Here is a 24,858-nt window from a genome sequence, read left to right as displayed (position 1 = left end):
GTCAGGAAAAGGCTCCCACTGCGCAGCTCTGCCCGCCATCCACCGGCAGGCAGATGCCGGTGATGAACTTCGCCTCGTCGGAGGCGAGAAAAACCGAGGCGCGGGCTATGTCGAAGGCATCGCCCATCTTGCCGAGCGGTACCAGCGCGTTCCGGGCGGCCACCATATCGTCCTGAGATGCATATTGGCTGCTGATCTGCTTGTAGATCAGCGGCGTATCGATCATGCCGGGCAGGATGCAATTGGCCCGGATGCCCCGCCTTGCATATTGCATGGCAATGGCCACGGTTGCCTGGTTGACCGCCGCCTTCATCGCGTAATAGGCGAAATAGGGATAGCCGGTCCAGCGGATGGCGGCCAGAGACGAGATGTTGACGACAGCGCCGCTGCCCTTCGCCTCCATGATGGGCAGGATCGCCTTCGTGGTCCTGTAGACCGAACCGATATTAAGATCGACGGAAGCCTGGAACTCGCTCTCCGACAGCTCGACCGGTCCGCCCATATGCGTGACCCCGACATTGTTGTGCAGAATGTCGATCGTGCCCAGTTGGCGAAGCGTCTCGGTGACCGCTCTATCGACGGAATCCTGCCGGGTGACATCGGCATCCAGGGCCACGCCCTTGTAGCCTTCCGCCAATATCAGATCCCTGGTCTCTTGTGCGGCCGCCAACGAGAGATCGACGCATGCGACCTCGGCGCCCTCGCGCGCATATTCGATCGCCGCAGCCTTGCCATTGCCGAAGCCGGGTCCCGACGAGCCGGCGCCGAAGACGATCGCGCGCTTTCCTTGAAGCCTGCCTGCCAATGCGGGGTCTCCCTATGCTCGCGCTAAATACGTGGTGAGGCAGGGCCGGCGATCACCGCCGGCCCGATGACAACTTGCGTTCAGCCGAGGCTGGAGCCGACAGCCTTTTCGAGGATGGACCAGGCTTCATCGCCATATTTGCCCTTCCATTCGGCATAGAAGCCCGCATCCTTCAGCGCGGCGCGGAAGAGGCTGGCGTCGGTATCGTTGAAGGTCATGCCCTTGGAGATGAGGTCGTCCTTGACCGATGCGTTCAGCTTGGCGACATCGTCGCGCTCCTTGCGTCCTGCATCGTTCAAATGCTTGGCAACAATGGTGCGCAGGTCTTCCGGAAGCCGTTCCCAGGCGCGCTTGTTGGCGAGGAACCAGAACCCGTCCCACATGTGATTGGTGACGGAGCAGAATTTCTGGACTTCAAACAGCTTGGCGGTGGAAATGATGGCGAGCGGGTTCTCCTGCCCATCGACCACGCCGGTCTGCAGGGCGGTGTAGACTTCGGCAAAGTTGATGCTGGCCGGCGCCGATTTGAAGGCCTTGAACATCGAGGTCCACAAGGGGCTGACGGGAACGCGGATCTTGAAGTTTTCCAGATCGGCGGGCGCATTGATGGGCTTGGAGGCACTGGTGATCTGTCGGAAGCCATTGTCCCAGATCGTATCCATCGCCACCAGGTTCTGCTTGGCGATCTCTCCCCGGACATAGGTGCCGAGATCTCCATCCATGGCCTTCCAGACGGCATCGTAATTGGGGAAGGCAAAGCCGATCCCGCTGATCGACGCGTTCGGAACAAGCGTCGACAGGATGAGCGGCGACAGCGTGAAGAATTCAACCCCGCCGGACCGCACCTGGCTCAGCATGTCCGTATCGGCGCCCAGCTGGCTGCTGGGGAAGATATTGATGGCGACACGGCCGCCCGTGTCCTGCGCGATCAGATCGGCTGCTTCCTTGGCACGCAGGTTCATCGGGTGCGCGGCCGGCAGATTGTTGGCGTATTTGTAATTGAATTCGGCTGCCCTGGCGCGCGACACGAAGGCCGTGGTCAGGACCGCGGAGCCAGCGCCCGCCAGAACGGTGCGTCGAGTGATCTGCATTTGTCTTCTCCTCCATCGATAAAAGCAGGTTGGTTCAGTCTCTTCTTGATCTGACGGCACCTCCCGAAGCCGGTCAGATCAGAACCGTGGATAAAGCGGGAACGAAAGCGATGATGAGCAGGCCGACCAGCATGGCGGCGAGGTAAGGCCATATGGCCCCCATCGCCTCATCGGGCGACACATTGCCGATCTTGCAGGCGATATAGAAACCGATCCCGATCGGGGGCGCCATGAGGCCGATATTCATCGCCACGACCACCACCATCGCATAATGCACGTCGTTGATGCCGACGGCCTTGGCGATCGGGAACATGATCGGCGCCAGAAGGACAATGGCGGGCAAACCTTCCAGAACACATCCGAGCAGCATGAAGATGAGGATCGACACGATCATATAGGTGACCCAGCCGCCTGGCAGGCCAGCAATCATCGTGCTCAGCTGGAAGGCGAAGCCGGTCTGCGTCAGGCTCCAGGCCATTGCCGAGGCCGTGCCGAGAATGATCAGGATGGATCCTGACAGCGCCGCCGTCTCCACTAGCATCGCGTAAAGCTTGCGCAGGCTGATGCCGCCATAGAGGATCGCACCGATGACCATGGCGTAGAGCACCGCAATGGTCGACACTTCTGTCGCCGTTGCAACGCCGCCGCCCACCAGGCTGCGGATGAGGAAGGGCAGGACCAGCGCCGGCGCCGCCACCAGAGCCGCCTTTGCAGCAAACGACCAGGACGCCTTGACCGCACCTTCCATATTCTCGTGCCGCGCCTTGATACGAGCGAGGATCGCAAGGACGATCAACAGGACCATGGCGATGAGGAAGCCGGAGGTGAAGAGGGCCGCGATCGAAATGCCTGCCGCCGAACCGAGAACGATCAGCACGATCGAAGGCGGCACCGTATCGGCCATGGCGGCACCGGTGGCAAGCAGAGCGATCATTTCCTTCGGCTTATGGCCGCGTCGCTTCATTTCCGGAAACAGCGCGGGTGCCACGGTTGCCATGTCCGAGACTTTCGAGCCGGAAATGCCGGAGACCAGAAAGAGGGACCCGAGCAGAACCCAGGACATGCCGGCGCGCACATGACCGAACATGGTCGAGAGGAGATCCACAATGGCCTTGCCCATTCCCGTTGCGTCCAGGACGCAGCCCAGAAGCACGAAAATCGGCACGGACAGGAGAATGATGCCGGACATGCCCTCATCGACACGGCCGACCATCACGATGAGCGGGATCCATGTGGTGAAGACGAGGAAGGACAGGGCGCCCAGGCCAAAGCAGAAGGCGATGGGCACGCCGAGCGCCAGGAAGATTGCGGCAAAGCAACACAGGAAGATGGCGATGTTGACATTGCCCAATTGCTCGAACACCGGGAACAGCAACCAGAGGCAGGAGCCGACAAGCGCCACCGTTGCCACCGCAAGCAGCACATGGCGCAGGGTCGCGGTTCTGAAGAGATTGGCCAGGACGAGAACCAGCATCAGAACGATGCCGAATGGCAGGGCGGAGGCGCGAAAGCTCATTGGCACGTTCAAGGCGGCGGATGATACCGCCCACTCCTCCATCACATATTCGATGGACGGCATCAGCATGGCGCCGAGGAAGGTCGCGACCAGCACCAGAGCCAGCGCATTGACATAGCCGATGACCCGCTCTGGCATCATGTTCAAGAAGAGGGTCAGACGCAGATGCTCATTGCGGTCGATCGCGATCGCCGCGCCCATCATGGCAAACCAGAGGAAACAGAAGGACGCCGCCTCGTCGATCCACACGATCGGCAGATGGAGGGCATAGCGAGAGCTGACGCCCAGCAGGAGCAGGCCGATCATCACCACGAGCAAGAGCGCGGCAAGACCTTCGATCGGCCGCATGAACCTTGAGCCGGACGGGGCGTCTGCGTGCAGCAGATCGCCATCCAGGACGAGAACATCGCCATTGCTTGCCATGATCGACGGGCCTCCCCTCCCATCTTCGGCAGCAGCTTCCGAAACGCTGTCAGGCGCGGGCAGCAACTGCCTCTGCAATGCTCGCTTTCTGTCCATGATGTGGATCGCGAAAACGACAGATCATTGGATACAGCCATAGGCGGACGCGAACAAGCGCAAATATCGATATTTGAGGCTGATTTTCCTGCATGAAGAGATCCACAATGTGGAGCTCTTGTTTGTCATCATCTATTATCGGGACTGCGGTCAGGATGGATCCCGCTCAATCGGGCTTCACCACCAGCTCACCAGCCGGCTGAGGACAACGAACGCGACCAGCGCGCCCCAGGCGAGCACGAGACAGAAGACAGCGAAGGATCCGAGATCCTTCGCGTGCCGGCCGGTGGGTGACAATTCGGGTGAGATGCGGTCGATGATCTCTTCGATGGCGGTATTCAGCGCCTCGACCGCGCAAGCCATCAGAAAGACGATGATCAGGGCAAGCCATTCGCCGGCCGTTGCCCCCACGAGGAAGAAGAGGATGAGCGACAGGCCGAAGGCGAGGAGCTCATGCCGGAAGGCCGTTTCCTGCAGGAGCCGCAAGAAACCGCTGATGGAATAGGATTGTGCGGCGATCAGATGGCGCCAGCCCTGGACTTTGGCCGGAACGTCCCGCTTCTCGGTCATGATCACCTTTGCCCTGTTGCGCTGCCTGCCTGACCACGGTGGAGCCAGTCCGGCACCGTGCGATCTCGTCCCCTTTGACGGCCACAGACTTGTCCGCCACGTCCACCGGAGGATTGATCAGTTGTGCCTGACAAAGGCTTGCAGCACAATGCGTCCCACCTGCCGGCCCGATGCGGTTTTCAAGCTTGGGCCTCGCAGGCTTTGGCTCAGGGATTCGTCATTGGACGGATCAGGCGCGCGGGCGCGCGCCGTCTCCGGCATGTCGTATCATCCGCGGCGGCTCTTGTCATAGGCGCCGAGGCCGGGCTTATAGCTCTTCTCGTCAATGAACTGACGAATGCCTTCCTTGCGGCCTTCATTATCGTAGGAATTGGCCGCTTCCTGCGCGCGGACCAGATAATCCTCCGCCTCGTCATAGGTCATGACGCCAACACGGCGAACGGCATCCTTGGTCGCCTTCAGCGCCACGGGGTTCTTCTCCAGCAGCGCACGCGCCACAGCCGTTACCCGGTCTTCCAGCTGCGCCAGCGGCAGGCTCTCGTTCACGAGCCCCCATTCTGCAGCGGTCTTGCCATCCACCGGCTCGCCCAGCATGGCGTGATACATGGCTTTGCGGAACGGCAGAAGTTCCACGGCCACTTTCGTCGCGCCGCCGCCCGGGAGAATGCCCCAATTGATCTCCGAAAGACCGAATTTCGCCTCGTCGGCACAAAAGGCAAGGTCGCAGGCGAAAAGCGGGCCGTAGCCGCCGCCAAAGCACCAGCCATTGACCATGGCGATCGTCGGCTTCTGATACCAGCGCAGCCGCCGCCACCAGCCATAGCTCTCGCGCTGCGCCCGGCGCGTGCCTTTCAGCCCTTCGGCCTCCGTCTCGCGGAAATACTCCTTCAGATCCATGCCCGCCGTCCAGGCACTTCCCTCGCCCGTCAGGACGAGCACGCCCACATCCTCGCGGAATTCCAGTTCGTCGAGAACCTCCATCATCCGGCGATTGAGTGTCGGGCTCATGGCATTGCGCTTGTCGGGCCGGTTGAAACGCACCCAGGCAATGCGGTCGCGCACCTCGAAAGCGACGGTATCGGTGTCATCTGCCATTGTCTTCATCCTTGCGTTCGTTGTGCCCTACCGCTTGCAGGTGAATTCCGCGGCTACGCCGGGCGCCTCTGTTGAGCCTACGGGATAAAAGCCTCGCCGCTGCTTTGCCTTATCCAGCCCTCGACCGTTGACTGCTATGATGCATAGCATTATTGTTCCCTTCAGCTTCGGCGTCAAGGGCGCAGATGAAGGAGATGCAGCTTATGTCGGTCTCGTCTGACACAGCGGCGGCCCGCCGCATACGCGATGCCTTGACGGATATCGTCGGCTATCACCTGCGCCGGGCCTCGGTGCACGACCTCAACGGTGCCGTCGCGGCATTGGAGCCGGTAGGCGCCCGCCCGATCACCATGAGCGTGCTTCTGTCCATTATCGATGCGCCGGGCAGCACATCGGCCGATATCTGCCGTTTGCTCGGCATCAAGCGCGCCAATATTGTCGGCCTTCTGCAGCAATTGGAGGTGCGGGGTCTGTTCGTCCGCAAGGATGACCCCGCCGATCAACGGATCCAGCGGCTTTATCCAACCGATGCGGGCCTTGCGACGGCGCAGGACTGGCTGGCACGGGTTCGCGATCATGAGGAGAAGACGCTGCGCCGATTGACCACCGCCGAGCGGACGGAATTGCGGCGCCTGCTCGCTCTCATCTGGATGGAGGAGCCGGAGGATGACCGGCACCGGTGAAGGCGTCGCAGGCAAAGAAGGCGCAGATGACGTCCGGCGTCAGAGCTGATGGCGCAGCGATCGCCTTTCGAACACCAGCACGACGATGAGTGATAGTGCGAAGGGCAGAAGAAGGTAGAAGAGCCGGAACACGATCAGCGCAGCCAGCACATCCGATTTGTCCATTTCGGGAAGGCCGTTGACGAAAACGAGTTCCAGCACGCCGAGCCCTCCGGGCGCTGTCGACAACAGGGCGGCGGAGAACGAGAGCAGGAATATGCCGAGAATGGTGACGAAGCCCGGATTGCCGGCGGATGGCAGGACCACGTAGATGATCGCCGCGGCTGCCAGCAATTCCAGCGGACCGATCAGCAGCTGCAGGCCGACCGTCTTCAGATTGGGATAGGTGATTTTCAGGGGACCGATCGAGAAAGGCCGCAATTGGCGCCAGCTGCCAAAGACATAGGCCGCAATCAACAACAGGATTACGAGGCCCGCCCCGCGTGCCGCATCTTCCGAGAGGCCCAGGCGCAAGCCGAGCGCGGGTTCGATCAGCAGCGTGATTGCCGACAGAAGCAGCGTGCCGAGGGCGAAGGTGAAGGAGCAGAAGGCAACCAGCTGGCCGATCTCGATCGCGCTCATGCCTTTCGAAGAATAGGCGCGGTAGCGGATGACCGAGCCGGAAAGGACGGAGGCTCCGAGATTGTGGGAGAGCGCATAGGTGGTGAAGGAGGTCAGCGTGATGAAGTACCAGGCGATGCGGCGCCTCAGATAATAAAGCGCCAGCGCATCATAGCCGGCCAGGGCGGCATAGGCGGCCAGGGACGCCAGAACAGCCAGGCACCAGGCTGACAAAGGAATGGCTTTCAGACTGTACTGCAATTCCCCCAGTGAGAGATCGCGCAGTTCCTTGTACAGGAACCAGGCGGAAATTGCGACGACCACGAGCCCCAGTGCGGACCAACCGTATTTCTTCAGAATTATCCCGTCTCCTGTTCCGTCCCCAGGTGGCATTCTGTGTGCCATGAATTGCAGCAAGGATAAACTGGATTGGGGCATTCGGTTCCAAAACAAGCCCGCCGGGCCTCAATTATCTGTGTCTCCTTCGCGGTTCAGGACACCGAAGGGTGCCCTGAACCATTAATGCCAAGGCTCCCTGCTCACGAGGGTTGATAGAGTGTCGCATAGGTTTGCCGCAGGATATTCTTCTGGACCTTGCCCATCGTGTTGCGCGGCAGTTCATCAACGAAGAGAATGCGTTTCGGCTGTTTATAGCGGGCAAGCTTCGGCTCCAGCTCGCCGAGGATCGCCGCCTCGTTGAGATCGGCGGCCGGTTTGCGCACCACGATGGCCGTCACTCCCTCGCCGAAATCGGGATGCGGCACGCCGATCACGGCGCTTTCCTCCACGCCCGAGATCTGGTCGATCTCCGTCTCGATCTCCTTGGGGTAGACATTGTAGCCGCCGGTGATCACGAGATCCTTGCCACGCCCGACAATGTGCACATAGCCCTGCTCATCGATCCGCCCGAGATCGCCGGTGATGAAGAAGCCGTCCTGGCGAAACTCCGCGGCGGTCTTTTCCGGCATCCGCCAATATCCCTGAAAGACATTGGGGCCTTTCACCTCGATCATGCCGGTCTGCCCGTCCGAAACCGCCGCGCCGCTCTCCGGATCGGTGACGCGCAGAGAGACGCCGGGGAGCGGGAAGCCGACGGTCCCGGCCACGCGATCGCCGTCATAGGGATTGGATGTATTCATATTGGTTTCGGTCATGCCGTAGCGCTCAAGAATGGCATGGCCGGTCATGGCGCTGAACTGGCGATGGGTCTCGGCCAGAAGCGGGGCCGAACCCGATATGAAGAGGCGCATGGAGGCCGTGGCGTCCCGCGTCAAGCGCGGGGATTGGGCGAGCCTGACGTAGAAGGTCGGCACACCCATCATCACGGTGGCCCGCGGCATGAGATCCAGCACCTCATCGGCATCGAATTTCGGCAGGAAGATCATCGAGGCGCCGGAGATCAGAATGACATTCGAAGCGACGAACAGGCCATGCGTGTGGAAGATCGGCAAGGCGTGGATCAGACGATCCGAAGGGGTAAAGCGCCAATATTCCCGCAAGGTCTCCGCATTGGAGAGAAGATTGTCATGGCTGAGCATAGCGCCCTTGGAACGGCCGGTCGTGCCGGACGTGTAGAGGATGGCCGCAAGATCGTCCGGACCGCGATCGATATCGGCAAAATCCCTGGCTTGCGTCGCGGCAAGCGCCATCAGCGAGCCGGTGCCGGTTTCGTCCAGCGTCTCGACGCGGGCGCCCCTGGCCTCGGCGATGGGCGTAAGGCCTGCCTGAGCTTTCGGCGAACAGACAATGAGGCGCGGCTCGGCATCGCCGATGAAATAGTCGAGTTCGGTGAGGGTATAGGCGGTATTGAGCGGCAGGTAGACGGCGCCCGCGCGCACGCAGGCAAGATAGAGCATCAGCGCTTGCGGCGTCTTTTCCACCTGCACCGCCACACGATCACCGGGCTCGACGCCAAGCGAGATCAGTGCATTGGCCAGCTGACCCGACAGGTCCAGCATGTCGCCATAGCTGAAGCTTTGTCCCGTCTTGGTCTCGATGAAGGGCGCATCGGCCTGAACCCCTTTCCGGATCGCATCGAAAAGATGGTTGCTCATGCACTGAACTCCTTGCTGTTCTGAACTGTCTTGGTCTCGGCCGCATGACCGTCACCGGCCTGGAGCGGAACAAGCTGCCGCACCGGCTTGTCCGGCGCAAGCCTTCGCACCGCCGGCGCCGCCACCACCTCGCCGCGGGCAGCAAAGGCCTCGTGATTGGCTTCTATGTCCTCAAGCTTGTAGAGGTAGTTCACCATCAAGCCGTGCGACTGGCGCAAGGCGCGGGCCGACCTGTCGCCCATCATGTTGAGACGCTCCAGACGCGCGCCATTGCCAAGGTGGAAGCGCGCCACCGGATCGACGACGCGTCCATTGCGATCCCTTGCCTTGAGGAAGTACCAGGCCGCAAGCGAAGTCAGCAATGGCTGGACCTGGCGCACGGCATCGGCATCATCCTCCCATCCCGGCCGGTCGATTGCAGCCAATTGCTCCTCCTCCGCGCCGCTCAGCACGTCGCTCGCTTCGGAGTGCCGCTCGCGCGCCAGCCAGTCGGCCAAGCCCGGCACCGGCGAAAGGGTAACGAAAGTCGAGAGCTTGGGGCATTCGCGCCGCAGATCCTCGACCACCTGCTTGATGAGAAAATTGCCGAAGGAGATCCCCCGCAACCCTTCCTGGCAATTGGAGATCGAGTAGAAGACGGCTGTGGTGGCTTCGCCTGCCGGCACGATCTCCCGTTCGTCCTGGAGAACCTCGCCGATGGAGGCCGGAACGTGACGCGTGAGCGCCACCTCCACGAAGATCAGCGGATCATCCGAAAGCTGCGGATGGAAGAAGGCAAAGCACCGGCGATCCTCCGGCGCCAGGCGCTGGCGCAATTCCTCCCAGCTGCCGATATGATGCACCGCCTCGTACCGGATGATCTTTTCCAAAATGTCGGCCGGCGTCGACCAGTTGATCTGCTTCAACATCAGAAAGCCGCGATTGAACCAGGAGGCGAAGAGATGGCTGAAATCGGCATCCAGTGCCTGAAGCTCCGGCACGGTCTTGGTCATCTGCAAGAGCGACTGGCGCATCCTGACCAGGGATGCCGTTCCTCCCGGTGCAAGATTGAGGCGCCGGATGAGCTCCTGGCGCAAGGGTTCGGCCGCCACATGCAGTTCCAGCAGCGTCGCCGGGGCCGGCGCCTCCTGATAGCGCGCAATCGCCTTTTCCAGCCGTTCGACATTCGGGCCGAAGCGGGACACGAGAAGCCGCAGAAAGGTCTGCTGCGCCTCCGGGTTCAGCGCCTGCCAGCGTTCGATGATATCACGCGCCAATGCCATGCCGGACGCCTCGCCGCGACTGGACAGCAGAGCCTCGCATTGAAGCTCCATCGTCTTCACCGGATCGGCGGGGTTCTCCTTCGGCGCTGCAAAGAGACGCTTTCCTCGGTCGGCAATGCTTTGCAGCATATCGCCCAGGAAGGAGGTCGTGTTCATCACACCGCTCCCATCATGTGGTTTGGCAGCCAGGTTGCAATGCCCGGGAAAATGCACAGGATCACGATCGCCAGGAACATCACCAGCACATAGGGCAAGGCTCCCCAGAGCACTTCCTTGGTCGGAACCGTCGGCGCAATTGCGTTGATGACGAAGAGGTTGAGCCCGATCGGCGGCGTGATGAGCCCCACTTCCATGTTGATGGTCAGGATGATGGCGAACCAGTAGGGATCGAAGCCGGCCTCGGTGACGATCGGAAACAGCATGGGCGCCGTCATCACGATGACCGCGATCGGCGGCAGAAACATGCCGCAGACCAGAAGGAAGAGGTTGATGATGCCCATCAAGACCCAGGGATTGACATCGAGACCGGCGATCGTCTCGGCGATCGACTGGGTGATGTAGAGCGAGGACAGGGCGAAGGCGAAGAGTTCCGCCGCGGCCATGATCATCATGATCATGACGCTTTCCCGCATGGCCGAGCCGAAGATATGGGACACCTGCTTGAAGCGGAAGAGCCGATAGGCGAGCACCACCACGAGGAGCGTCAGGAAGGCGCCGGCGCCGGCGGCTTCCGAGGGCGTCGCAACGCCGCCGTAAAGCACGTAGAGCGTTCCGGCGATGATCAGCAGAAAGGGCAGGATGCGCGGCAGGCCGGCCATTTTTTGGGCGAGCGTATAACGCACGGCGCGTCCCTGGAAGCTATAGCCCTTGCGCTTGCAGTCGATCACCGCCCAGATCATGAACATGATCGTCAGCATGATGCCGGGGATGACGCCGGCCATGAACAGGCGGCCGATCGAGGTCTCGGTCGCGATGCCGTAGACGATCAGGGTAACCGAGGGCGGGATCAGGATGCCAAGCGTTCCCCCGGCGGCAATCGAACCCGTGGCCACCGAATTCGGATAGCCGCGATTGAGCATTTCGGGAATGCCCATCTTGCCGATTGCGGCACAGGTGGCGGGCGAGGAACCGGTCATGCCGGAAAAAATGGCGCAGGCGCCGATATTGGAGAGGACAAGACCGCCCGGCACGCGGTTCAGCCAGCGATCGAGCGCGGTATAGAGATCCTTGCCGGCGGGCGAAGAGGCGACAGCAGCGCCCATCAGGACGAACATCGGGATCGACACATAGGCAAGGTTGGCGATCCCGGAAAACATCGTATCGCCGAGAATGTAGAAGATCGGAAAGCCGCTCTGCAGGAACAGCGCCGCCACGGCGGACAAGCCAAGCGCGAATGCGATGGGCATTCCCGTGCCCAGCAGAACGAAGAGGGACAGAATGAGTAGCAAACCGGCCGACATTGTGCTCATCGGGATGCATCCTTCCAGGAAGCGGAGTGCGGTTCGGTGGCCAAGGGTGACTTCGGCGAAGGCATTGATCCGCCAGCGGGGGCAATAGCAGGATCGCCAGCAGGATCGACAGCAGGCTCGACGCCGGCGGCATGCATGCCGGTGCCTGTCGCCATGCTCAGGATCTTGGCGGTGTATTGCAGGCACAGCATCGCAAAGCTGAGCGGCAGGGCAAACAGCGGAATCCACAGAGGCGGCGCCCACATGCTGGAATGGCGCCAGTCTCCCGCCCATGCATCATGGAACTGGATCCAGCTGGCAACCAGCATGGCCAGGCAGAAGACCAGGCCCAGCACGCTGCCGACCATCTGGAGCACCAGGCGGGTGCGGGTCGTCACCATCATTTCGACAACGTCGACGCCGACATGGCCGTTCTTGAGCAGCACATAGGGCGCGCCGAGGAACATGGCGACAGTCGCCGAAAAGACGACGAAGTCGGTCTGCCAGATCGTCGGCAAAGCAAAGAGATAGCGCAGCAGGATCATCTGGCAGACGACGAGCATGGCCGAGATGATCAGCAAAGTCGCCAAAAGCGCGAAGAATCGCGAGATCTGGCCGATGAACCAGATATAGGCCTTCACCATGAGCGGGATTCCCTCATCAGACAGCAAAGGGGAAGCGGGCCAAGGCGGCCCGCCGCCCGCAGCTTACGTCACTGGACAGCCAGCGCGTCCTCGATCAGCTTGTCACCGCCGGGAACCTTGGCGGCGAAGTTCTTGTAGGCGGATTCCTTGGCGGTCGCGAGCCAGGCATCGTAATCGGCCTTGGACATTTCCACCACTTCGACGCCTGCCTTCTTGAAGGTGTCGATCATCATCTGATCGCCCTTGCGCACTTCTTCATTGAAGAAGGCTTCGGCCTTTTCGCCTGCGGCGAGAATGGCCTTCTGCTGGTCGGCATTGAGACCCTCGAAGACGCGCTTGGACATCAGCACCGGCTCATACATGAACCACAGCGCGTTCTCGCCCGGCGCCGTCAGGCACTTGACCTGCTCGAAAAGCCGGTAGGAGACGAAACTTGCCGAAGACGTATTGGCCGCGTCGAGCACGCCCGTCTGCATGCCGGAATAGATCTCAGAAGATGGCATCGAGGCGATGGAGGCTCCGGCTGCCGCCAGCATTTCCTCGAAAGCCGGGCCGGCCGCACGGATGACCTGACCCTTCATCGTTTCCGGCGCGGTGATGCAACCCTTCTTCGACGCAAAGGCGCCCGAGAGCCAGGCATCGGCAATGACGATGGCTCCCTGTTTCTCGACAATGGCCTTGATCTTCTGCATGAAGGGCGAATCGTTCAACCGCATGGCCCTGTCGAAATTGCCGACGAGGCCCGGCATCAGGGTCGCGGAAAACTCCGGATGACGGCCGGAGGCGTAATCGAGCGGGAACGAGGTCATGTCCAGAAGACCGCGCGTCACCGCATTCCACTGATCGTTCGGCTTGAACAGCGACGAGCCGGGAAAGACCTGGATGGTCAGCCCGACATTTGCCGCCGCCACATCCCTGGCGATCATCTGGACCATTTCGTCGCGGATGTCGCCCTTGCCTCCGGGGAACTGGTGCGACGCCTTCAATATGGTATCAGCCTGCGCGGATACGGCGAAAACGGTTGAGGCCGCCAAACTGGCGCCCAGCGCAAGACTGCGCATGAAACGGTTCATGATATTCCTCCCATTAGGCCGGCCTCCCAACCGGCATGGAGAAACATGATCCTAACTTGCGTACTATGTCAATCATCTTGTATACAAAAACTGGGTAGGGATATACGCGAGTTGATCATGTTGGAAAATGCCTTCTATAAGCTGCGCGACGAGATCGAGAACGGCATTGTGACGGGGGAGTTCGAGCCGGGCGAGCGCCTGGATGAGACCCAGCTGGCGAGCCGCTTCGGCGTTTCGCGGACTCCCATCCGGGAAGCGCTGATGCAGCTCAGCGCCATCGGTCTGATCGAGATCAGGCCAAGACGCGGCGCCTGCGTTGCCGATCACGGGCCGCAATATGTGTTCGAAATGTTTGAGGTGATGGGCGAGCTCGAAGGCATGGCGGGAGCGCTCGCAGCGCGGCGGCACACGGAGGAGGATCGCAAGATCCTGACCGACGCCCATGCCCGTTGCGAAATCTCGGCCGGCAATGGCGATACCGATGCCTATTATTACGACAACGAGATTTTTCACCACGCCATCTATGCCGCAAGCCAGAGCGGCTTTCTGAAGGATCAGTGCATCAGCCTGCACAGGCGCCTGCGGCCTTATCGCCGCCTGCAGCTTCGGGTGCGCAATCGGCTGCAGACATCGGTCCGCGAACATGCCGGCATCGTTGCGGCTATTCTTGCAGGCCAGGCCGAGGACGCGCGCAACCTGCTGCGCGGGCATATCGTCGTGCAAGGCGACCGCTTCAGCGATCTGGTGGCCGGAATCCAGTCGATGAAGCCGAGGCTGAATACGAAATAGGCCTTGAAACAGGGTTGCGATCTGACGCTGCCAGTCGCACCCCTATTGCGGTCACGTCGCGGTTCTACGGCCTGCCGGCCTTCTCGTCCGGCCGCTCAGGATCAGTCGGATGAGCGGCGCCAGAGGGCCACGGCCTGCGGCTTCAGAACCCTTTCCCCGAGGATCGGTTCGACGCCCTGCGGCAGTGTCCAGTCGCCCGGACCGTAGTTGAAGGCGAAGATCAGATCGCCACGGCGGCGCAGGCGGACATGCTCGGGCACAGGCATGACGGACAACCCGGCCTCCTTGGCAAGAAGCGACATCACGGCCTGCAGCAGCATCTCATCCGGCCAGCAGGCGAGGTAGAAGATGTCCTGCTTCCTGGTCAGCGCAGGCTCGCCATCTTCGAAACGCGCCAGAACCTCTCCCGCCGCCTCAACATCTTCCCGCCAGCGGATAGCGGCACCTTCGACAACGCCGCGGACGCCATGGCTGAGCCCCGGGCGAAGCGTCGATACCTGGATGACCCGGTTTCCGGTCAGGGCCGAGAGCGGGCCGGGCGGAAGCTCGGCGGGCAGACGGAAATGCCGGTCGCGCGATCCGCTGCGCGCGCCAATCAGAACGGTCGCCTTCGTCGCCTCCAGCGCAGCGCGCAGATCTTCGCCGACCTCGGTCGCCAGGGGCAGGACGACAAGCCTGTAGGCGTCGAGGGAGGCTCCGGGACGGACGAAATCCACGTCGAGCCCGAGCCGTCGCAAAGCCTCGTACCACCGAAAGCAGAGTTCGGCATAGCGGAAATCGGCCCCCTGCGGTTGGACGGAGGTCGTCCAGTGGCTTTGATAATCAAAGATTATGGCAACCGATGCCGGGCCTGTCTCCGGCAGGCTGCCGAGCCGGACCAGATCTTCCGCCACCTGACGCGCCTCCCTGCCGCCCGGCGACCATTCGTCGAGGCCCGGCAGGTTAAGGCCCGCATGCATCTGTTCCTGCGCGAAGGGCGCCTGCCGCCAGCGGAAATAGCTGACGACCTCCGCGCCATGGGCAAGCGCCTCCAGCGTCCACAGCCTCACCATGCCGGGCTTCGGCACCGGATTCCACGGCGCCCAATTGACCGGGCCGGGCTGCTGCTCCATCACCCAGAAGCGCCCCCTTCCGACAGCGCGATAGAGATCGTGGTGGAAGGCAGCGATATCCGGATGGGAGGTCTGCGCCCACCGGTTTCGCTCCTCTTCCGTGAAAGGGAATTTTTCGACGAAGCCGATCGGGTAGCTGTCCCAGGAGGCCAGGTCGAGATTGTCGGCCACCTGGAAATGATCGAAATCCAGGGTGAAACCCATGAAGTTATGGGTGATCCACCGCCCCTTAGAATGTTTGCGAATGATGTCGCACTGCATGCGGTCATAGCGGGCGATCTGCTCGGAATGGAAGCGCCAGAAATCGAGCCGCGCGGCGGGGCTGGGTTCGGTGACCGTCAGGATCGGTAAGGTGACATCCTCGAAACCCGAAAGCTCCATGGACCAGAAGACATTGCCCCAGGCTTCGTTCAACTGATCGATGGACTGATAGCGCAGCCGCAGCCAATTCCGGAAAGCCTTCAGATCCTCGGGGCCGAACGACTGCGTCGTGTCATGGCAGCCATACTCGTTGTCAGTCTGCCAGCCGACAAGGCCATCATGATCGCCGTAGCGACGGGCAAGGTGCTCGACAATGCGGGCGCTTTCCCGCCAATAGGTTTGCGACGAGAAAGTGTAATGGCGGCGCGAGCCGAAGCCGCGCGGCCGCCCGTCCCGTCCATAGGGGAGTATGTCGGGGCACTCATCCACAAGCCATTTGGGTGGCGTGGCTGTCGGCGTTCCTAGAACGACCTGCAGCCCCGCCCCGGTCAGAACGTCCATGGCCCGGTCCAGCCAGCCGAAATCGAACGCGTCGCGAGCCGGCTCGAGCCTGGACCAGGCGAATTCGCCGATGCGGACGAAGGAAATGCCGAGTTCGCGCATGCGGCGCGCATCCACCGGCCAGCGATCCTCGTGCCAATGTTCAGGATAATAGCAAACGCCAAGCATTGTCGTCGATTCCGTTCAATGTCCATCTGTCCAGGGCAGCGGCGTGATTAGCGGCCAGCCAGCCCCTCGACCCCGGCTTGACTCTCCCGGAGAAAGCCGCAAGTTTCCTCCGCGCCTCGTCCGAAAACCTCCGGAATCCTAAGCTTGGAGCCGTCCATGCTGCATCGCCCAGCCAGTGTGAACCGCCTCGGGGCGGAGCCGGTCCATCCGCATCTCGATCCGTCCCATCCGCTGGTGGTATACGGCGACCATCAGTTTTGCGCCGGCAAGCTGATGGAGGTGCAGCGAATGGCGGGTCCGCATATGCATACCCAGATCGAGCTGAATTTCGTGTTGGGTGGCCGGATGACCTACTGGTTCGACGGAAGTTCCGTGACGATCGGCCAGGGCAGGCTCTGCCTGTTCTGGGGAATGGTGCCGCATCAGGTGACGGAGCGGGCGGAAGGAACACGCTTTGTCTGCCTTTACGTGCCCATGTCCGTCTTTCTTGGCCATGCCGGGATGGGCCGGCTGCGCCATGCGCTGTTTCGCGGCGCCGTCATCGAGGCCGTGACCATGCGCGAATGGGAAACCGATATCTTCCTGCGCTGGCGGGAGGAGCTGCTATCGGGTCAGCCGGATGCCGCAGCGCTTGTGCGCATGGAGGTGATGGCCAGGATGATGCGCATCGAACTGGAAGGCTGGCGCGATCTGCGCGAGGCCGGCACCGTCCTGTCGCATACGGTTCGGCGCGAGCCGGATCTGGCCGCGCATGTCGAAACCATGCTGCGCTTCGTCGGGGAGCACGCCTTGGGTGTCGTTTCAGCGGAGGATGTCGCGCGGGCAGCGGGTCTGCATCCCAATTACGCCATGACCCTGTTTCGCAGGTCGGTCGGAATGACGATCAACCAGGCGATCATCCGCCACCGATTGGATACGGCGCAGTCGCTGCTGATGGCCACGGATCTGCCGATCACGCAGATTGCCTATGAATCCGGGTTCGGGTCCCTCTCCTCCTTCTACGAGGCCTTTCACCGCCGTTTCGGCGAGAAGCCGGTGCAGATGCGCCGCCGCCTGCGTCCGCCGGCCGGCCCTCCTCACCCCGGAACGAGCGAGGAGCGCTGCCGCGCCAGATAGGTACCCTCCGGCTTCGCCTTTGCCAGCGACCCGGCCTGCATCACGGTTTTCCCCCGCACCAGAAGCCGCACCGGCCAGCCGCGCACATCCAGACCCTCATAGGGCGTGTAATCGGCCCCCTGCTGCAGGATGTCATTGGTAATCGTCACCCGGCAATCCGGGTCCCATAGGGTGATATCCGCATCCGAGCCGACCGCGATCGTTCCCTTGCGGGGATAAAGCCCGTAGAGTTTGGCATGATTGGTCGATGTGGTGGCAACGAACTGGTTGATCGAGATCCGCCCTTTCATCACCCCTTCGGAAAAGAGGATCGGCAGCCGCGTCGCTACACCCGGTATGCCATTCGGGATCCAGCGGAAATGCCGCTTGCCGCGTTCGTTGAGCTTGCCTTGGCTATCCTCATAGCGGAAGGGGCAATGGTCGGAGGAAAACAGGTCGAAGACCCCCTGCTCTATCCCCTGCCAACAGGCTTCCTGGCTGGCTTTGTCGCGAGGCGGCGGCGAGCAGACGAATTTTGCCCCCTCCAATTCGTCCCGGTCGAGATCATCGGCGGTCAGCATCAGATATTGCGGGCAGGTTTCGCCGGCAATCTTCTGTCCACGCTGACGTGCTCTCTGGATCTCCTCCATCGCCTCGCGATTGGAGACATGCACGATGACGATCGGCACGTCGACGATCTCGGCCAGCGACAGGGCCCGGTGGGTCGCCTCCCGCTCCGCCGGGATCGGCCGCGTCGTGGCGTGAAATCTGGGCGCGAGCATGCCCTCTTCCTCATGCCGGCCGATCAGATAGCGGATGGCATCCTCGTTCTCGCAATGGACCATGACGAGCGCGCCGCTGCGGCGGGCAGCATCGAGGGTGGCGAGAATTTCGTCGTCTCGCAGCCGCAGGCCTTCATAGGTCATGAAGACCTTCAGCGAGGTATAGCCATCCTCCACAAGCGCCGGCAATTCCTGACCGAGAACCTCCGGCGTCGGATCAGTGATCACCAGGTGGAAGGCGACATCGATATGGCAGCGCCCCTCGGCCTTGGCATGATAGGCCTTCAGCGCCTCACGGAGCGTCTGCCCCTTTTCCTGCATGCAAAAGGCAAGCACCGTGCTGTTGCCGCCGATCGCTGCGGAGCGCGTGGCGCTGTCGAAATCATCGGCCATGACGATGCCCTCGCCGGAGGGCTGGTCGATATGGACATGGCTATCGATACCACCCGGCAAGACGAAAAGGCCGGACGCGTCGATGATGTCCGCCGCATCGTGCAGATCGCTCGCCAGAGCCACGATCTTGCCGTCGCGGATGCCGATATCGCAGACAAAACTGTCGCTGGCGGTTGCGACCGTTCCATTGCGGATGATGGTATCGTACTGCATAACCTGCCTCCTCAGCCGGCCTTGGAGAGACCGGCATTGCCTGCAAGCAGCCGGTCGAGTGCAGCGGTGAAGCGGTCGACCTCTTCCACGGTGTTGTAATGCACCATGGAGACCCGCAGCATGCCGCCGTGGTCCGTCAGATCGAGATATTCCGCCAGCCGGCGGGAGTGAAAATCGCCGAAGCGCATTGCGATCTTCTCTTCATCCATTGCCAGGCACAGCTGCGCGGCATCGCGCCCATCGAAGCGGAAGGCGATGGTGGGCACCCGGTTGCTGTCGCGGTTTTGCGTCTGGCCGATGATGCGGCAGTCATTGCGGGAGCGCAGATAGGAGAGGAGCCGGTTCGTCAAAGCGTCCTCTTGCGCGGTAATGGCCGCGAAGGCCGTGGCAATCTGGCTGCGCGGGCTGCCCTCGTCGCCCGCCATCCGGCCGAGCGTCGTCAGATAATCGACAATGCCACAGGTGGAATAGGCCAGCTCGTAATTGGGATTGCCCGGCTCCAGCTTGCCCGGCACCTTATCCTTGCCGTAGAAATAGTGATACAGCGTATCCAGCTCCAGCAGATGCGCATATTTGCCGTACATCATTGCGTAATGCGGGCCATAGGTCTTGTAGAGGCTGAAGACATAGTAATCGGCATCGAAGGCCTGGACGTCGATCAGCCTGTGCGGAGCATAGGCCACCGCATCGACGCAGATGCGCGCGCCGCGGGCATGGACGAAATCGGCGATCTCTCGCACCGGATTGATGGACCCCAGAATATTGGAGACATGCGTCACGCAGACGAGCCTTGTGCGCTCGCCCATCAGCGGCTCGAGATCGGCAAGGTCCAGCGTCAGCGTATCGCGGTTCAGCGGCCAGATCTTCACGATGATGCCGGCGGCCTGCAGCCGGTCCCAGGGGCCGATATTGGATTCGTGATCGCTGACGGTGACGATGATCTCATCGCCGGGAGCGAGCTGGCTCTGCATGGCCTTTGCCAGGTTCTGCAGAAGAACGGTTGTCGAACTGCCGAAGACGATCTCCTCCGGCCGGCTGGCATTGACCAGGTGCATTCCAGCGGTTCGCGCCTCCCATAGCGCCTTGGCCGCATTCTGCGACACCGCATAGGAGCCGCCGATCTGCACATTTCGCTCGATCAGGAAGCTGTTGATCCGCTCAAGCGCTCCTTTGAGGATCTGCGCGCCACCGGCATTGTCGAAAAACGTCCATCCGTTCGACAGGCCGGGAAACTGGCTGCGTACGAAATCCATGTCGAGCGAGGGAGTGACTGTCATCCCCGGTATCCTCCGTATTGATCTTGTTCTAATGATTGAGCACGGCGCGCAGGAAGCTGCGGGTCCGTTCTTCGCGAGGCGTATCGAAGATCTCGGTCGGTGGTCCCATTTCCACCAGCCTGCCGCCATCCATGAAGATGACGCGGTCGGCGACCTGGCGGGCAAAGCCCATCTCATGCGTTACGACAATCATGGTCACGCCGGTGCCGGCCAGCCTGCGCATGACATCGAGCACCTCGCCCACCATTTCCGGATCGAGCGCCGAAGTCGGCTCATCGAACAGCAATACCCTGGGCTCCATGGCGAGCGCCCGGGCAATTGCCACACGCTGCTGCTGACCGCCCGAGAGCTGGCCCGGATATTTATCCGCCTGCTCGGATATCCCGACGCGCGCCAGCAGGTCACGGGCCTTCGCCTCGGCCTGTGCCGGAGGCGTGCCGCGAACCCGCATCGGCGCCAGCATGACGTTCCTGAGCACGGTCATGTGCGGAAAGAGATTGAAGGACTGGAAAACCATGCCGACTTCGGCGCGCACCTTGGCAAGCGCCGCCCCGGGCTGGACCCGGATGCCGTCCACCGTGATGCTGCTATCGTCGGCAAAGCCTTCCAGATGGTTGATGCAGCGAATGAGGGTGGACTTGCCGGAGCCCGAGGGGCCGATGACGCAGACCACCTCTCCCTCGTCGATATCGAGATCGATGCCGTGCAGCACGGTGAACGTGCCATAGGCCTTGGTGAGGCTGCGGATGGAGATGATCGGTTCAGGCATCAGCGTTTCCCCCGGCTGAAATGTTTCTCCAGTCGCGAGACCACCGCCACCATTGGCCACAGAAGAAGGATATAGATGACCGCAGCGCCGATCAGAGGCGTCGGATTGGCGGCCAGCGCCTGGGCCTGCGTCGCCTGTTTGAGAAGATCCGGCATGGCGACGACCGAGGCCAGAGCCGTATCCTTCAAGACATTGATGCAGTTGTTCGTCAGCGGCGGAATGACGATGCGGATGGCCTGCGGCAGGATGACATCCACCATGGTATGGCGATTGGACAGGCCGAGTGCCGCCGAGGCCTCGAACTGGCCATGCGGGATGGCCTCTATGCCGGCCCTGAAGATTTCCGCCGTATAGGCGGCCGAAACGAGCGACAGAGCCGTGACCGCCGAGAAAAACGGCGACAGGCGGATGCCGACGAAGGGCAATGCGTAATAGACCACGATCAGCAGGACGAGCAGAGGAATGGACCGGAAGACATCGACATAGATGCGGATGAGGACGGTGATCCAGGCCGGGCTATAAAGGCGTGCGACCGCCAGCAGCAATCCGGCGACGAGGCCCGCGACAATGCTGACGAGGCCGATTTCCAGGGTGACGACGAGACCCCAGAGCAATTGCGGCAGGCTCTCGAGGAAGACCCTGAGATTGAAGAACGTATTGATGAGATTCATGCCGATGCGGCTCCTTCGGGCCGGCGGGACGAACCCGCCGGCAGATCAAGGCCTCAACGACCCTTGGGCATGTCCAGGACCTTCACGGTGGAGGTCGTGTCCTCCGCCTTTGCGCCGAACCAGGTTTCGTGCAGCTTGGCGATATAGCCCTCACCTTTCAGCGCGGTGATCACCTCGTTCACCTGCGTCGCCAGAGGATCGCCCTTGTTGAACATGATGGAATATTTTTCGCCGGTCGGAATGCGCTCCACCACTTTCAGCTCCGGCTTGTCCTTCACGTAATAGAGAAGCGCCGGAATATCGCTGATATAGCCGTCGATGCGACCCGCAACGAGATCCAGCATGGCAGGCGACAAGCCCTCGAAGCGACGGATATCGCCGAATTTATATTCCTGCTTGTGCTTCTCGGCCCACATGTCGCCGGTCGATCCGGTATCGACCCCGACCACCTTGCCGTCCATGCCCGTCAAACCGGTGATACCGGATTTCTCCGTTGCCGTCAGTGACTGGTCGCTGTCGTAATAGGGCTGGGCAAAGGATACAGATTCCAGCCGCTTCTCCGTGATAGTGATCGACGAAATGGCCATGTTGATGCGGCCGGACTGGACGGCCGGGAAGAGGCCGTTGAACGGCGTATTGACGAATTCGACCGACTTGCCGAGCCGCTTCGCGATCTCGTTGACAAGATCCACCTCGAAGCCGGTCACCTTGCCGCTTGCGTCTTGAAATTCCCACGGCACATTGCCGATATTGGCGCCGACGGTCAGGTCGGCGGATTGCGCCGAGGCAAGGCCGAGAAAAGAGAAAAGGCCCGAGAGCAGAGCTGCTCGCAGCGTCGTTTTCGGTGTCATGGAAGTTCCCCTTGTAATTTGTTACACCTTATTTCATAGGTGGTCTAACTGGTCTGACCAGTTGGACCAAAAAAGCATGAGAGTTTGTGCTTTGCAAGATGCGCGGCGGAAAATAGATTCGGGCGTCTGACAATGGGTGTGCGGGATGACGATTGCCATGTTCAACAAGACGCTCTTGCCGCAGACCGTGGCGCGCGAGATCCAGACGATGATCCAGACCGGCGTTCTCAAGCCCGGCGAAAAGATCCAGTCGCAGCGGGATCTGTCCGAGCGCTTCGGTGTCAGCCGCGCCTCATTGCGTGAAGCCCTGCTGACGCTGGAGACGCTGGGCCTTGTCAAGACCGAAGCCGGCCGAGGCACCTTCGTGACGGCACCTGCCGAGCGGCCGGCCGGCGCAGCGGCGCACATGGCGCCCTGGCGATATTCGCACAGCTATTCCGCCTTCGACGTGTTCCAGACCCGCATCCTTCTGGAAGGCGACATTGCGCGCCTCGCCTCCGGCCGTCTCACGCAACAGCAGCTTGCCGAGATGGAGCGCGCCACCCGCACCATGGAGGAATGCTGGGCGACCCAGGATTTTCTCTCCAATGTCGAGGCGGATCTCCAGTTTCACGCGACGATCGTCTCGGCCTGCTCCAATCAGATGCTGCAAGCCCTCTACCAGACGGTTCGGGAACTGCTGACGGAGACCCAGCGGCAGCCGATCCCCATCACCGATCCGGAGCGCATGCGCGAGTCGATCGCCGAACATCGGCGGATCATCGAGGCGCTGCGCCAGAACGACGGCTCCCGCGCCAAGGCGGAGATGGAGCTTCACATCCGCAACACCGCCCGTTGCGCCGGCCTGAACCCGGAGTAAGTCGCGATTGGCCGCCGCCGCTCCGGGCTATCGGACCTGACCCTGACCTTCGCCCTGGCACTGGCCCGCCTCAATCAGGAGAACAGGTCCGGCGGCTGCGAGAGACAGGCTTCCGCCTCCTCAAGGTCCATGCCGACGATCCGGGCCCCGATCTCATAAGAGAAACCCTGCCGGGCGAAGGCCGAAAGCTCCTTTGCTTTCTGCCGGTCATCCAGCGCAAGCCGGCGGAACGGACCGAACGCCCGCCGCCGCGCGTAAATCACGGCCGCCGTCAGATCGTCGGTTGCCTGCACTGCCTCCGTGACGATCTTCCGGTCGACCCCCTTCTGCACCAGGGTTCGGGCAATCGCCTTGCGGGATTTGCCGGCCCGCGCCGAAGACCTTGTGCGGATATCGGCATAGGCGGCATCGTCCAGCGCTTTTACGTCGAGGCCGAAGGCAACGGCATGGTCTGCCAGTGCCCGCACCTGTTCATCCGTGATGGCCTCGAATTTTTCTCGCGCCTTGCGGCTGATCGCATCCGCCAGTTGCTTCTGCGTCATCATGCGGCGTGACAGCCGGTAGGCTGCCGAATTCTTCGCCCAGGCAAGCATGCGCGGCGTAGGCGTTGAAGTTTCGGCTGCATCGTCGTCGTCGGTCGTCATCAAACACCGCTATAACGCCTTTCTGCCGCCAGGCTAAGCCGAATTTGCCGGAACGCTCCCACTCCGCCGCAGTCTTGCCCTCCGCTCAGGCTTTGGCCACGGCCTCGATACGCACCATGCCGCCGACAACCGGTGCGAAATCCTGCCAGACCTGCTGCGCGCCGGCTCTCCAGCGGTCGATCTCTTCCGCCTGCAGAACCTGACCCCCGTTTTCCCTTGCCGTTTCCATCGAGCGGGCCTCATCGGCAACGATCAATTCGTTGAAATACTGAGCGCCTTCAGCCGCCGCGGCAGTCAGAACGGCCTGTTCCTCCGCCTCCAGCGTCGCAAAAAAGGAGGCCGCAAAATAGACGAGGCCGGATGCCCGGATATGGCCGGTCTCCGTCAGATAGGGCACAACCTCATAAAGCTTGAACCCGGCATAGGCGGATTTCGTCAAGTCCATGGCATCCGCCACACCCGTCGAAAGGGCATTGTAGGTCTCGGTGATCGGAATACCGACCGGCTGCGCCCCATAGGCGCTCCAGAGCTTGGTGTGGAGCGGGCTCTGAATGACCCGGATCCGCTTGCCGGCAAGCTGTTGCGGCCGAACGATGGGCTCCTTGGCCAGAAGATGGCGAGCGCCGTAATCGATAAAGCCGCAGGCGACGAAATCCTGTTGCGCCAGCTTCTGCTTGTAATCCTCGCCCAGCGGACCGGAGACGACGCGACGCAGATGATCCGCATCCTTGAACAGAAATGGCAGATCCAGCAGCTGGAGTTCCGCAACCCAGCCGGACAGTGCCGAAACCGTCGAGAGACTGGCCTGAACGGAGCCGAGACGCGTGGCCTCCGCCACCTCCTTCTCACCGCCGAGCGCGCCATTGGTGACGACGTTGAAGCGGAAGCGGCCGGGAAGCTTCTCCTCGACGGCCGCGGCGATATGGCGCCAGATCCGGGTTTCCGGCTTATCCTCCGACAGGAGGGAGGCGACGGTGATGGTCGTCGACCGGGCATGCGCCGGGCGCACCAGCGCCGGCATGGCCAGGGCCGTGGCAGAGGCCGCGAGGAACAGGCGACGTTTCAACATGGAGGACTCCTAGGATCTGTTGACATTCAAGGTTTGCAGGCTGG

The 24,858-nt window shown here is 61.7% G+C and carries 23 protein-coding genes; 4 read left to right on the top strand and 19 right to left on the bottom strand.

The annotated features are described in order from the left end of the window. Position 1: 1 nt before the first annotated feature. The 5 genes from QTJ18_RS02695 to QTJ18_RS02675 form a co-directional block, all read right to left on the bottom strand. On the bottom strand, positions 2–805 hold the full coding sequence (locus QTJ18_RS02695) for an SDR family NAD(P)-dependent oxidoreductase (RefSeq protein WP_252752167.1): 804 nt from the start codon (positions 803–805) through the stop codon (positions 2–4). 80 nt (positions 806–885) lie between these two features. Further along, positions 886–1,896, bottom strand: a complete 1,011-nt coding sequence (locus QTJ18_RS02690) for a TRAP transporter substrate-binding protein (protein WP_252752168.1) — start codon at positions 1,894–1,896, stop codon at positions 886–888. Positions 1,897–1,969: 73 nt separating this feature from the next. Beyond that, positions 1,970–3,835 carry a TRAP transporter large permease gene (locus tag QTJ18_RS02685; RefSeq protein ID WP_252752169.1) on the bottom strand — a complete coding sequence of 622 codons (1,866 nt, stop codon included), beginning with the start codon at positions 3,833–3,835 and terminating at the stop codon, positions 1,970–1,972. A gap of 273 nt (positions 3,836–4,108) precedes the next feature. Continuing rightward, on the bottom strand, positions 4,109–4,501 hold the full coding sequence (locus QTJ18_RS02680; protein ID WP_252752170.1) for a diacylglycerol kinase: 393 nt from the start codon (positions 4,499–4,501) through the stop codon (positions 4,109–4,111). Between the two features lie 267 nt (positions 4,502–4,768). Next, positions 4,769–5,596 carry a p-hydroxycinnamoyl CoA hydratase/lyase gene (locus QTJ18_RS02675; protein ID WP_252752171.1) on the bottom strand — a complete coding sequence of 276 codons (828 nt, stop codon included), beginning with the start codon at positions 5,594–5,596 and terminating at the stop codon, positions 4,769–4,771. A 203-nt stretch (positions 5,597–5,799) separates the two neighbouring features. Between QTJ18_RS02675 and QTJ18_RS02670 the strand changes: the two genes are divergently transcribed. Further along, a complete protein-coding gene (locus QTJ18_RS02670; protein WP_252752172.1) occupies positions 5,800–6,279 on the top strand; it encodes a MarR family winged helix-turn-helix transcriptional regulator in 480 nt (159 codons plus the stop codon). Between the two features lie 39 nt (positions 6,280–6,318). Here QTJ18_RS02670 and QTJ18_RS02665 read toward each other — a convergent pair whose 3' ends face one another. The 6 genes from QTJ18_RS02665 to QTJ18_RS02640 form a co-directional block, all read right to left on the bottom strand. After that, positions 6,319–7,242, bottom strand: a complete 924-nt coding sequence (locus tag QTJ18_RS02665; protein ID WP_489667195.1) for a lysylphosphatidylglycerol synthase domain-containing protein — start codon at positions 7,240–7,242, stop codon at positions 6,319–6,321. 176 nt (positions 7,243–7,418) lie between these two features. Beyond that, a complete protein-coding gene (locus QTJ18_RS02660; RefSeq protein ID WP_252752174.1) occupies positions 7,419–8,933 on the bottom strand; it encodes a malonate--CoA ligase in 1,515 nt (504 codons plus the stop codon). Then, positions 8,930–10,351: a malonyl-CoA decarboxylase gene (locus tag QTJ18_RS02655; RefSeq protein ID WP_252752175.1), complete on the bottom strand. Its 1,422-nt coding sequence runs from the start codon at positions 10,349–10,351 to the stop codon at positions 8,930–8,932. Before QTJ18_RS02655 ends, QTJ18_RS02660 begins: the two co-directional genes overlap by 4 nt. Then, complete coding sequence (locus QTJ18_RS02650; RefSeq protein WP_252752176.1) at positions 10,351–11,664, bottom strand: TRAP transporter large permease; 1,314 nt, start codon at positions 11,662–11,664, stop codon at positions 10,351–10,353. Before QTJ18_RS02650 ends, QTJ18_RS02655 begins: the two co-directional genes overlap by 1 nt. Continuing rightward, positions 11,661–12,287 (bottom strand): TRAP transporter small permease subunit, encoded by a 627-nt coding sequence (locus QTJ18_RS02645; RefSeq protein ID WP_252752177.1) that lies wholly within the window; start codon positions 12,285–12,287, stop codon positions 11,661–11,663. The genes QTJ18_RS02650 and QTJ18_RS02645 overlap by 4 nt, the downstream gene beginning before the upstream one ends. A gap of 68 nt (positions 12,288–12,355) precedes the next feature. After that, on the bottom strand, positions 12,356–13,360 hold the full coding sequence (locus QTJ18_RS02640) for a TRAP transporter substrate-binding protein (protein ID WP_252752178.1): 1,005 nt from the start codon (positions 13,358–13,360) through the stop codon (positions 12,356–12,358). Positions 13,361–13,477: 117 nt separating this feature from the next. On the opposite strand from QTJ18_RS02640, the gene QTJ18_RS02635 reads away from it, so the two are divergent. Beyond that, complete coding sequence (locus QTJ18_RS02635) at positions 13,478–14,149, top strand: GntR family transcriptional regulator (protein WP_252752423.1); 672 nt, start codon at positions 13,478–13,480, stop codon at positions 14,147–14,149. 101 nt (positions 14,150–14,250) lie between these two features. Here the strand turns inward: QTJ18_RS02635 and QTJ18_RS02630 are convergent, their stop codons facing one another. Beyond that, the gene (locus QTJ18_RS02630) at positions 14,251–16,191 is read right to left on the bottom strand and encodes a beta-galactosidase (RefSeq protein ID WP_252752179.1); all 1,941 of its coding nucleotides are present in this window, start codon (positions 16,189–16,191) and stop codon (positions 14,251–14,253) included. A gap of 156 nt (positions 16,192–16,347) precedes the next feature. On the opposite strand from QTJ18_RS02630, the gene QTJ18_RS02625 reads away from it, so the two are divergent. Continuing rightward, on the top strand, positions 16,348–17,307 hold the full coding sequence (locus QTJ18_RS02625; protein WP_252752180.1) for a helix-turn-helix domain-containing protein: 960 nt from the start codon (positions 16,348–16,350) through the stop codon (positions 17,305–17,307). Here QTJ18_RS02625 and hydA read toward each other — a convergent pair. From hydA to QTJ18_RS02600, 5 genes are read right to left on the bottom strand one after another with little or no spacing between them, the layout of a single operon-like run. Next, complete coding sequence (gene hydA / locus QTJ18_RS02620) at positions 17,268–18,674, bottom strand: dihydropyrimidinase (RefSeq protein WP_252752181.1); 1,407 nt, start codon at positions 18,672–18,674, stop codon at positions 17,268–17,270. The genes QTJ18_RS02625 and hydA overlap by 40 nt on opposite strands. Positions 18,675–18,685: 11 nt before the next feature. Continuing rightward, a complete protein-coding gene (locus QTJ18_RS02615; protein WP_252752182.1) occupies positions 18,686–19,951 on the bottom strand; it encodes a cysteine desulfurase-like protein in 1,266 nt (421 codons plus the stop codon). 28 nt (positions 19,952–19,979) lie between these two features. Continuing rightward, complete coding sequence (locus QTJ18_RS02610) at positions 19,980–20,720, bottom strand: amino acid ABC transporter ATP-binding protein (RefSeq protein WP_289852014.1); 741 nt, start codon at positions 20,718–20,720, stop codon at positions 19,980–19,982. Next, positions 20,720–21,391: an amino acid ABC transporter permease gene (locus QTJ18_RS02605; protein WP_252752183.1), complete on the bottom strand. Its 672-nt coding sequence runs from the start codon at positions 21,389–21,391 to the stop codon at positions 20,720–20,722. The genes QTJ18_RS02610 and QTJ18_RS02605 overlap by 1 nt, the downstream gene beginning before the upstream one ends. 53 nt (positions 21,392–21,444) lie before the next feature. After that, the gene (locus QTJ18_RS02600; protein WP_252752184.1) at positions 21,445–22,242 is read right to left on the bottom strand and encodes a transporter substrate-binding domain-containing protein; all 798 of its coding nucleotides are present in this window, start codon (positions 22,240–22,242) and stop codon (positions 21,445–21,447) included. Between the two features lie 157 nt (positions 22,243–22,399). Between QTJ18_RS02600 and QTJ18_RS02595 the strand changes: the two genes are divergently transcribed. After that, positions 22,400–23,101 carry a FadR/GntR family transcriptional regulator gene (locus QTJ18_RS02595; protein WP_252752425.1) on the top strand — a complete coding sequence of 234 codons (702 nt, stop codon included), beginning with the start codon at positions 22,400–22,402 and terminating at the stop codon, positions 23,099–23,101. A gap of 74 nt (positions 23,102–23,175) precedes the next feature. Here the strand turns inward: QTJ18_RS02595 and recX are convergent, their stop codons facing one another. Beyond that, positions 23,176–23,745 (bottom strand): recombination regulator RecX, encoded by a 570-nt coding sequence (gene recX, locus QTJ18_RS02590; RefSeq protein ID WP_252752185.1) that lies wholly within the window; start codon positions 23,743–23,745, stop codon positions 23,176–23,178. An 85-nt stretch (positions 23,746–23,830) separates the two neighbouring features. Then, positions 23,831–24,814 (bottom strand): TRAP transporter substrate-binding protein, encoded by a 984-nt coding sequence (locus QTJ18_RS02585; protein ID WP_252752186.1) that lies wholly within the window; start codon positions 24,812–24,814, stop codon positions 23,831–23,833. Positions 24,815–24,858: the final 44 nt, after the last annotated feature.

Origin of the sequence: Rhizobium sp. SSA_523 (assembly GCF_030435705.1) — a bacterium.
Lineage (GTDB): Bacteria > Pseudomonadota > Alphaproteobacteria > Rhizobiales > Rhizobiaceae > Neorhizobium.
Note: the sequence above shows the minus strand (reverse complement) of the source record. Positions and strands in the feature narration are given on the sequence as shown.

What these genes read in the sequence shown, in the direction of transcription:
- QTJ18_RS02690 (WP_252752168.1), bottom strand. Translation starts at nt 1,896, where the DNA reads ATGCAGATCACTCGACGCACCGTTCTGGCGGGCGCTGGCTCCGCGGTC.
- QTJ18_RS02685 (WP_252752169.1), bottom strand. Translation starts at nt 3,835, where the DNA reads ATGGCAAGCAATGGCGATGTTCTCGTCCTGGATGGCGATCTGCTGCAC.
- QTJ18_RS02680 (WP_252752170.1), bottom strand. Translation starts at nt 4,501, where the DNA reads ATGACCGAGAAGCGGGACGTTCCGGCCAAAGTCCAGGGCTGGCGCCAT.
- QTJ18_RS02675 (WP_252752171.1), bottom strand. Translation starts at nt 5,596, where the DNA reads ATGGCAGATGACACCGATACCGTCGCTTTCGAGGTGCGCGACCGCATT.
- QTJ18_RS02670 (WP_252752172.1), top strand. Translation starts at nt 5,800, where the DNA reads ATGTCGGTCTCGTCTGACACAGCGGCGGCCCGCCGCATACGCGATGCC.
- QTJ18_RS02660 (WP_252752174.1), bottom strand. Translation starts at nt 8,933, where the DNA reads ATGAGCAACCATCTTTTCGATGCGATCCGGAAAGGGGTTCAGGCCGAT.
- QTJ18_RS02655 (WP_252752175.1), bottom strand. Translation starts at nt 10,351, where the DNA reads ATGAACACGACCTCCTTCCTGGGCGATATGCTGCAAAGCATTGCCGAC.
- QTJ18_RS02650 (WP_252752176.1), bottom strand. Translation starts at nt 11,664, where the DNA reads ATGAGCACAATGTCGGCCGGTTTGCTACTCATTCTGTCCCTCTTCGTT.
- QTJ18_RS02645 (WP_252752177.1), bottom strand. Translation starts at nt 12,287, where the DNA reads ATGGTGAAGGCCTATATCTGGTTCATCGGCCAGATCTCGCGATTCTTC.
- QTJ18_RS02640 (WP_252752178.1), bottom strand. Translation starts at nt 13,360, where the DNA reads ATGAACCGTTTCATGCGCAGTCTTGCGCTGGGCGCCAGTTTGGCGGCC.
- QTJ18_RS02635 (WP_252752423.1), top strand. Translation starts at nt 13,478, where the DNA reads ATGTTGGAAAATGCCTTCTATAAGCTGCGCGACGAGATCGAGAACGGC.
- QTJ18_RS02630 (WP_252752179.1), bottom strand. Translation starts at nt 16,191, where the DNA reads ATGCTTGGCGTTTGCTATTATCCTGAACATTGGCACGAGGATCGCTGG.
- QTJ18_RS02625 (WP_252752180.1), top strand. Translation starts at nt 16,348, where the DNA reads ATGCTGCATCGCCCAGCCAGTGTGAACCGCCTCGGGGCGGAGCCGGTC.
- hydA (WP_252752181.1), bottom strand. Translation starts at nt 18,674, where the DNA reads ATGCAGTACGATACCATCATCCGCAATGGAACGGTCGCAACCGCCAGC.
- QTJ18_RS02615 (WP_252752182.1), bottom strand. Translation starts at nt 19,951, where the DNA reads ATGACAGTCACTCCCTCGCTCGACATGGATTTCGTACGCAGCCAGTTT.
- QTJ18_RS02610 (WP_289852014.1), bottom strand. Translation starts at nt 20,720, where the DNA reads ATGCCTGAACCGATCATCTCCATCCGCAGCCTCACCAAGGCCTATGGC.
- QTJ18_RS02605 (WP_252752183.1), bottom strand. Translation starts at nt 21,391, where the DNA reads ATGAATCTCATCAATACGTTCTTCAATCTCAGGGTCTTCCTCGAGAGC.
- QTJ18_RS02600 (WP_252752184.1), bottom strand. Translation starts at nt 22,242, where the DNA reads ATGACACCGAAAACGACGCTGCGAGCAGCTCTGCTCTCGGGCCTTTTC.
- QTJ18_RS02595 (WP_252752425.1), top strand. Translation starts at nt 22,400, where the DNA reads ATGTTCAACAAGACGCTCTTGCCGCAGACCGTGGCGCGCGAGATCCAG.
- recX (WP_252752185.1), bottom strand. Translation starts at nt 23,745, where the DNA reads ATGACGACCGACGACGACGATGCAGCCGAAACTTCAACGCCTACGCCG.
- QTJ18_RS02585 (WP_252752186.1), bottom strand. Translation starts at nt 24,814, where the DNA reads ATGTTGAAACGTCGCCTGTTCCTCGCGGCCTCTGCCACGGCCCTGGCC.